The following is a 7643-nucleotide window of genomic DNA, read 5'->3' as shown; positions in this document are numbered from 1 at the left end:
TTTCTTATCCAGAGAGGTGGAGGGATATGGCCCGTTGAAGCCTCGGCAACAGATTCTTATATAAGAATACTGTGCCAATTCCATCAGGCTTTGCTTGAAAGATAAGAAAAGAAATGATATCAGTCAAAACTCTTTTCTTTTCTGGAAAGGAGTTTTTTTGTACATACACGACATTAAGGGAGAGTGAAATTTATGAGATACGGTTTTTGGTTACCTATTTTTGGCGGGTGGCTCAGGAATGTAGAGGATGAAGGGATGCCACCGACATTTGATTATGCAAAAAATGTTATTCAGTCTGCCGAAAGATGGGGATATGACACGACATTAATTGCTGAACTATACTTAAATGATATTAAAGGAACAGACGCTGATGCACTGGAGGCATGGTCAACGGCGGCAGCCCTTGCAGCTGTTACGGATGAAATTGAAATTATGTCAGCGGTACGCCCGGTGTTCCATAACCCTGCTGTAACAGCTAAAATGGCAGCAAATATCGACCACATTAGTAATGGCCGGTTTACGTTAAATATCGTTTCCGGCTGGTGGGCTGAAGAAGCGAAACAATATGGTGGGGAATTTACTGAGCATGATGAACGCTATGACCGGACAACAGAATTTCTTGAAATTTTAAAAGGATTATGGGAAGAGGAAACCTTTTCATACCATGGCAAGTATTATCAAATTGAAAATACCCAACTGTCGCCAAAACCTGTTCAGCGGCCAAATCCGATTTTGTATGCAGGCGGTGAGAGCGAAAAAGGAAAACAGGTTATAACTTCACTTTGTGATGCCTATATTCTACACGGGCATACAGTGGAAGAGGCTAGCGTTAAGATTTCTGATATGAAGGAAAGAAGAGAGAAAGCTGGTAAAGAACCGTTTAAATCAATTGGTATGGCGGCGTACGTCATTTGCCGTGATACAGAAGAAGAGGCACAAGCCGAACTGGAACGGATCACAACCGTCAAAGATACAAGTGGTTATGCAGGATTTAAAGATTTTACATCCAAATCACAGCTGGAGCAGAAAATTCAGCTGCAGGACTATTCGGTATCCAACAGAGGTTTGCGTCCAAATCTTGTTGGTACGGCTGAGCAAATTGCAACACAAATCCTGGATTTTGAAAAAGCAGGTGTCGATTTACTGTTGCTGCAATGTTCCCCGCAGCTGGAGGAATTGGAACGCTTTTCAAAAGAAGTGATGCCCAAGGTGGAGGAATTGCGCGCATCATTAACAAATATTTAATACGGGGAGACGATGAAATGCGTAAAATATATGTGTTACATGAAAATAATGAATGGACGGATCATTTAATTAAAAGGTTGGAAGAACTCGATCTCCCATATGAAGATTGGCTGCTGACAAACGGAACAGTCGATCTTTCTTCAGAACCGCCGGAAGGTATCTTTTATAACCGCATGAGTGCTTCATCCCACACAAGAGGAAATCGTTTCTCTCCGGAATTGACAAATGCTGTTCTGGCGTGGCTTGAGCATCATGGCAGGAAGGTCATTAATGGGAGCCGTGCCTTACAATTAGAGGTAAGTAAAGTGCTGCAATATTTAGAGCTTCAGAAATATGGAATCGAAACACCAAAAACGACTGCGGCAGTCGGAAAAGATGAATTGCTGGAAGCAGCAAAAGCTTTTGAAGGAAAGCAGTTTATTACAAAGCATAACCGTGCAGGAAAAGGCCTTGGGGTGCAGCTATTCCAATCTGCAGATGCCCTTAAAGATTATGTGGAAGGTGATCGTTTTGAGGAACCAGTGGATGGGGTGACATTAATTCAGGAGTATATTCAGCCGCCTCAGCCTTTCATTACACGTTGTGAGTTTGTCGGTGGCAGGTTTGTTTATGCAGTCCGTGTCGATACCTCAGATGGCTTTGAACTATGTCCGGCAGACGCCTGTGCCATCGATGAGTTATTCTGTCCGGCAGGTGAGGAAGAATCAAGTAACTCCAAGTTTCAAATCATTGAAGGATTTGATCATCCAATTTTGGAAAAATATGAACGAGTTCTCGCAGCGAATGATATTCAAATTGCCGGAATCGAATTTATCCAGGATAAGGATGGCAACATTTATACGTATGATATTAATACGAATACGAACTACAACAGCGACGCTGAAGCTAAAAGCGAGAAATTCGGAATGCTGGAAGTAGCTAAATTTTTAGGTAGTGAACTGAAGAAGCTGGAAGATAAAGTAATAGTTGACTAATATGGGTAAATACGGATTTAAAGAACAATTGAATCATGCGCATGCTTCTCATCAAGAGAGGGGGAGAGACTGACTCGATGAACTCTCGGCAACTAGCCTGGTGCTCCTCAGCTTCTAAGGAAAGGTGGCATGTGGATATTCAAAAAAAAAGCCGTAATTTGCATGACGGCTTCTTATTAAATCATTGCTAAAAAACTGGTCCCGGTAAAAAGAACCTGTGCCCACTGGTTAAGTGGATACAGGTTCTTTCATTTGTCTTTCACAAAGGGCTAATTTGCCAACACGCTTCTGGAATTTTTCCCGGGGTGATGATCCGGCAGTTGATCACCTTGACCAAATAAATTATCCCTTAATGTTGTGCCTTCATATTCTTTTGGAACCAATCCTCGTTCCTGCAAAATGGGTACGACGTATTCAACAAAGTCCTTAAATGTGCCTGGTGTAACGGCATAAGCAATATTAAAGCCATCAATTCCAGCTTCATTCACCCATGCTTCCATCGTATCAGCAATTTGCTCGGGTGATCCGACCGTATAAGGCCCCATACCACCGATGCCTACAAAGTCTTTGATATCTTCAGCAGTCGATGGTTTATCGGGATCAATTTTTGTGAAATTTTCGACTGCAGACTGAATCGCATTGCTTTGTACATAGCGTAAGTTTTCGTCCTTGTCATACTCGTATAAATCAATACCGGTCCAACCGCCAAATAAGGCGAGTGCACCTTCATGGCTGATATGAGTTTTATAATCATTAAATTTTGCCACAGCCTCTTCTTCTGTTCGTCCAACGATTGGTGTAAACATCGTAAGGATTTTCACTTCTTCCGGTGACCTTCCTGCTTTTGCAATATCATCATGCAGTTTATTAACCGTCTCTTTCGTTGCGGATATCGTTGGTGCACCAATGAACACACATTCTGCATTTTTAGCAGCAAATGCACGGCCTTTGGTTGATGCGCCTGCTTGATAAATTACAGGCGTACGCTGTGGAGATGGTTCACTCAAATGAGCACCGGGAACTTTAAAATAGTTTCCTTCATGGTTGATGTCATGAACCTTTTCGGGATCGGTGTAAATGCCATTCTCTTTATCTACTTTAACAGCATCATCCTCCCAGCTTTCTTCCCAAAGCTTGTAGCACACATCCAAATAGTCTGCTGCTATATCATACCGCTCATCATGGTTAATTTGATCTTCCAATCCCATGTTGACGGCTGCACTTTTTAAGTAGGATGTTACAATATTCCATCCTACACGGCCTTTTGTTAAGTGATCCAATGTCGACATACGGCGGGCAAATGTATAAGGGTGCTCATGTGTAACGGAAGCTGTAACGCCAAACCCAAGATGTTTTGTAACTGCAGCCATTAGCGGTACCACTAAAGCTGGATCATTCACCGGAGCCTGTGCCCCTTGAGCTACCGCTGCATCGCGTGATCCTTTATACACGTCATAAGTACCTAACACATCCGCAATAAACACGGCATCAAATCGCCCTTTTTCCAACAATTTAGCCAGTTCAATCCAGTATTCGCTATCTTTATAACGATGGGATTCATCATCCGGGTGCGTCCATAAACCTGGCGATTGATGCCCGGGCGTGTTCATATCAAACGCGTTCAAGTAAATTCGCTTTTTTGTCATGGTATATCCTCCTTGGATTTTTTAATTTTTAATCCAAACGTTCAATTAGGTTAAACAACATGTGAAGCCTGGTTATTAACGATTTCGATAAAATACTGAAGCTGTTTCTTCGTTCGGTGTAAAATATCGTCATCGATAATTGGCTGTTCTTTATATTTGTCTATTTGGCTGTCAAGCAGATAAAGCCCCTTCAAGTTGTGCCCTTTTAATGTTGCTAAAACTGGCTTCAACGTATACTCAATTGCCAGTAAATGAGACGGACTTCCGCCTGTCATGATTGGAAGGACTGGTGTATGTTTCAGGACATCCTGCGGGAAAATATCAAGCAATGCTTTCAGGACACCTGAATAAGCCCCTTTATACACCGGTGATCCGACAATGAAACCTTTCGCATTTTGGATTAATCGTGCAATATCCTGAATAGCCGGACTATCAAATTTCCCTTGAAATATGTCTTCATGCGGAAGATCTTTAATCGAAATATGCGTCACTGTAAAATGTTCGCGTTTAAGTAAAGTTCCTAAATACTTTAGCACGCTATCGGACCGGGAAAATTCAGAAGGACTTCCCGACAACACAACAATGTCACTCATAACGGACATCCTTTCTTATTAGATTTATTGGACTATTCTTAGCTAAGTATCTTTAAATTTTTCCAATAAAAATAAGCCCCCTTTCCTTAGTGAGAAAAGAGGGCTTTTGCTTTTTAACTGTTTCCGCTCTTATCTCCCAAGAATTGCACTTGCTGGAATTAGCACCTTCCTGACAATTGTCAGGGGTTGCTGAAGCTTCACAGGGCCAGATCCCTCAGCTTCTCTGGATAAGAATATTTGGTTATAATATACACCTTATTCCAATTAATCCGATAAGTCAATAGTAAATTAAAATTTATATTATTTTGACTTTTATCTCAACCGATTTTCTAACTATGGAGAGTTGTCCTAAAGTCATTATAATAGACCACTAATGTGGGGAGTAAATTGATATGGAGGATATATGATGGAGCGGCATTCTAAACATAACAAGAAAACGATGCTGTTATTCATGATTGTCTTGTTTGCTGGGATAGCGGATATTAAATATCAAGGGTTATTATTTCGGTTATTGCCCAAGCGAGCACAAGAAAAATTAAGTCATATTTAGAGATACTGGAAATAAACATCACCGGAAGTATTGATCATAAATCTAGTCCTTGTGTTCTTGTTCTACTATTTCTTTTGACTTCTTCCAAAAAATCAGGCAAGGTCGATACAGACTACCCCAGGAAAAGGGTTGGAAGGAACGAATAGTCTATACCTGACTGCTGAATTGTACCGCTGATAGCAGTCACTTTAAATAAAGATCTTATTTAGGCAGCTTATTTGAAATAAGCTAATTATTTCAGTCAGCGGCCAGAAGTTTGGAATATTTGCTATTTGGGAATGGACAGCGAAAGTCTCTATCACTGTTCTTGTCACTTAAAATGGCTTTTAAGGGTTTTTGGAAAGGAGATCGACATGAAAACACGAACTGACATGAACATGCGCAAGCGGAAAAGCAAACGGAACATCATCCTTAATTCTCTTATTGTTGTTGTCTTTGCCCTCATATTAATGATTGGAGGGAACATGATATTTGGCAGCAGCGCCACAACGGATGATCAGCAAAACAGCGACGCAGGTGGAGGCGGATCAAACAGTCAGGAAGAAGACATTAAAATCACTGAAGATAATAATGCAGATCAAAAGTCAGAAACAACGACCTCTAACCGGCAAGAAGGCGAGGACCAAGCAGAAGAAGCGTCTCGAGAGGACGAGAATGCGATTGATCGTTTAGAGATTCATGAATCTGAAAAGGAAGGAAATGAGGATACACAACAAGATCAGGAAGAAAATGAATCCCAGCAGGACGACAACGACATCAACTCAGACATGATTGGTGAACCTATTGGCACTTCCCAGACCGGCGAGCATACATCCAGTTATGAAAAAGGTTCGGTGGACTGGAATGAAAAGGTAGACGCTATTCAAAAGGTAACAGGACTTGATGATAGCATGACGCTCTGGCGGCTGGAAAGTGGCGACGGTCCACAGGAAGCAGTTGGAAAAGTCAGCCCTGAAGGCGTTCAGGATTGGATGTATGTCGTCAATCTTCAGTGGGTTGATCAAAAGGGATGGAAAGTGACGAGCGTTGATAGACAAAACCGGTAAGTTAACCACAAGGCCGTTTGGTGTATGAGCACCATTCGGTCTTTATTAATGTATTTCCTATGTGTATTTATTAAACATCCTTTGATGGCATAATAAACAGAAAAATTGTGAGTTGTGCGAGACATTTTCATCTATGCTGCCCTGCACTGAAAAATCCATTCATTTAAATTGAACGAAATGGACAATCGTGATTTAAGCTTGCTATCGATTCAATCCGCCCGCTGTCATTTTTAAAAAGGTCATAAATCTGTTGATATCTCTTTTCGTGCGCTTTATTTCAGAGTATAATTGATTTGTTTGGACTGATACCCAAACCGTGGTTCGAAATCATCCCACGCAAAAAAACTAAGGAGTGAAATCATTGAATATTAAAACACTTACTGTTAATGCGATTATAGCAGCAGCTTATGTCGCGCTGTCTTTGATCGCCGCCCCAATTGCATTTTCCAACATTCAGTTTAGGATCCCCGAAATATTTAACCATCTCGTAGTCTTTAACACAAAATATTTTTACGGGATTGTACTTGGTGTTTTTTTGACTAATTTATTTTCACCAACCGGGATATACGATTTGACATTTGGCGTCGCGCATTCAGTGCTGTCGCTTGGATTCGTCATGTTTCTGTCGATATTTATTAAACATCGATTAACGCTGCTCATTATCAATACGGTTGTATTTACGTTTAATATGTTTATCATCGCATTTCAGCTTTACATGGTCGCCGACTTGCCGTTCCTGTTGACCTGGCTGACGACAGCACTGGGTGAATTCGGCATTATGGCGCTTGGGATTCCAATTATCATAATGCTGAACAAAAAACTGAATTTTAATGAGCTTATGGAAAGACAATAATTGACTTGTACGTCGACTGTTTGTTCCGAAACCAACTGGGTTTTGGGACACTTTTTTATTTTTCAGGTCGATCTTTACGGATAGGGGGTGAAATCGTGAAAGCAGACATTCATGTGGTCAAAGCAGATGAACGGCATATTAGCGGCATAGCCAAAGTATGCACGGACGCCTATTGGGCAACATACGGCGATTCCTACCCAGAAGACTATATCCGCAGAATCGTCGAGGAATTTTATCATACTGATAGAATTTCAAAAGAAGTCGTTGTATCAAACAGGTATTGGGGCGGTTATTTTGTTGCTGTCGAGAATGATGAGGTAATTGGTGCCGGCGGTGGTGGTATGATCGGGAAAACAGCAGGAGAAATATTCGTATTATATCTGGATCCTGATAGGCGAAATGAAGGAATCGGTTCAAAACTTCTGAATATTATTACCAACCAGCAAAAAGAATTTGGCGCTAAAGAACAATGGGTGTCCGTTAAAAGGGGAAATCAAAAAGGAATTCCATTCTATGAAGCGCGGGGCTTCACCTTCAAAAATGAAAAACCGGGATACTGGGATAAAACCTACACATCATTAAGATATCATCGGTTTATATAGGGACTGCTGAACAAACAAAAAATCCAATACTGACAAGGAATTTGATCGTATTATGTCGAATATAGGTGCAAGGCCTTTTATAAGAATTCGTTCAAAACCCTTGCACCTGGAGGCAGTTAAACATGTATAAAATG

General features: G+C 41.1%; 7 protein-coding genes and 3 riboswitches. Of the genes, 5 read left to right on the top strand and 2 right to left on the bottom strand.

Features of this window, described 5'->3' with window-relative positions; translation table 11 throughout:
• The first annotated feature begins 1 nt into the window (after nucleotide 1).
• Nucleotides 2-108: riboswitch (SAM riboswitch) on the top strand.
• An 84-nt stretch (nucleotides 109-192) separates the two neighbouring features.
• Both VK080_RS14905 and VK080_RS14900 read left to right on the top strand, forming a co-directional pair.
• On the top strand, nucleotides 193-1245 hold the full coding sequence (locus VK080_RS14905; RefSeq protein WP_324225564.1) for an LLM class flavin-dependent oxidoreductase: 1053 nt from the start codon (nucleotides 193-195) through the stop codon (nucleotides 1243-1245).
• Between the two features lie 17 nt (nucleotides 1246-1262).
• Nucleotides 1263-2219, top strand: a complete 957-nt coding sequence (locus VK080_RS14900) for an alpha-L-glutamate ligase (protein WP_324225563.1) — start codon at nucleotides 1263-1265, stop codon at nucleotides 2217-2219.
• A 269-nt stretch (nucleotides 2220-2488) separates the two neighbouring features.
• Here the strand turns inward: VK080_RS14900 and VK080_RS14895 are convergent, their stop codons facing one another.
• Entirely contained in the window at nucleotides 2489-3865 is a 1377-nt protein-coding gene (locus VK080_RS14895; RefSeq protein ID WP_324225562.1) for an LLM class flavin-dependent oxidoreductase, read from the bottom strand.
• A 50-nt stretch (nucleotides 3866-3915) separates the two neighbouring features.
• Nucleotides 3916-4458 carry an NADPH-dependent FMN reductase gene (ssuE, locus tag VK080_RS14890; protein WP_324225561.1) on the bottom strand — a complete coding sequence of 181 codons (543 nt, stop codon included), beginning with the start codon at nucleotides 4456-4458 and terminating at the stop codon, nucleotides 3916-3918.
• Between the two features lie 126 nt (nucleotides 4459-4584).
• Nucleotides 4585-4692: riboswitch (SAM riboswitch) on the bottom strand.
• A gap of 669 nt (nucleotides 4693-5361) precedes the next feature.
• Between ssuE and VK080_RS14885 the strand changes: the two genes are divergently transcribed.
• The 3 genes from VK080_RS14885 to VK080_RS14875 all read left to right on the top strand — a co-directional run bounded on the left by VK080_RS14885 (nucleotide 5362) and on the right by VK080_RS14875 (nucleotide 7509).
• Complete coding sequence (locus VK080_RS14885) at nucleotides 5362-6054, top strand: YrrS family protein (RefSeq protein ID WP_324225560.1); 693 nt, start codon at nucleotides 5362-5364, stop codon at nucleotides 6052-6054.
• A gap of 310 nt (nucleotides 6055-6364) precedes the next feature.
• Nucleotides 6365-6409: riboswitch (PreQ1 riboswitch) on the top strand.
• Nucleotides 6410-6415: 6 nt separating this feature from the next.
• Nucleotides 6416-6907, top strand: coding sequence for a QueT transporter family protein (locus VK080_RS14880; protein WP_324225559.1), 492 nt, complete (start codon nucleotides 6416-6418; stop codon nucleotides 6905-6907).
• A 95-nt stretch (nucleotides 6908-7002) separates the two neighbouring features.
• On the top strand, nucleotides 7003-7509 hold the full coding sequence (locus VK080_RS14875; RefSeq protein ID WP_324225558.1) for a GNAT family N-acetyltransferase: 507 nt from the start codon (nucleotides 7003-7005) through the stop codon (nucleotides 7507-7509).
• The last annotated feature ends 134 nt before the right edge of the window (nucleotides 7510-7643 follow it).

It is taken from the genome of Lentibacillus sp., assembly GCF_035301925.1.
Lineage (GTDB): Bacteria > Bacillota > Bacilli > Bacillales > Amphibacillaceae > Lentibacillus.
This window is presented reverse-complemented; position numbering and strand designations above follow the sequence as displayed.

Excerpts from the sequence above, each read along its gene's own strand:
- VK080_RS14905 (WP_324225564.1), top strand. The coding sequence starts at position 193 with ATGAGATACGGTTTTTGGTTACCTATTTTTGGCGGGTGGCTCAGGAAT.
- VK080_RS14900 (WP_324225563.1), top strand. The coding sequence starts at position 1,263 with ATGCGTAAAATATATGTGTTACATGAAAATAATGAATGGACGGATCAT.
- VK080_RS14895 (WP_324225562.1), bottom strand. The coding sequence starts at position 3,865 with ATGACAAAAAAGCGAATTTACTTGAACGCGTTTGATATGAACACGCCC.
- ssuE (WP_324225561.1), bottom strand. The coding sequence starts at position 4,458 with ATGAGTGACATTGTTGTGTTGTCGGGAAGTCCTTCTGAATTTTCCCGG.
- VK080_RS14885 (WP_324225560.1), top strand. The coding sequence starts at position 5,362 with ATGAAAACACGAACTGACATGAACATGCGCAAGCGGAAAAGCAAACGG.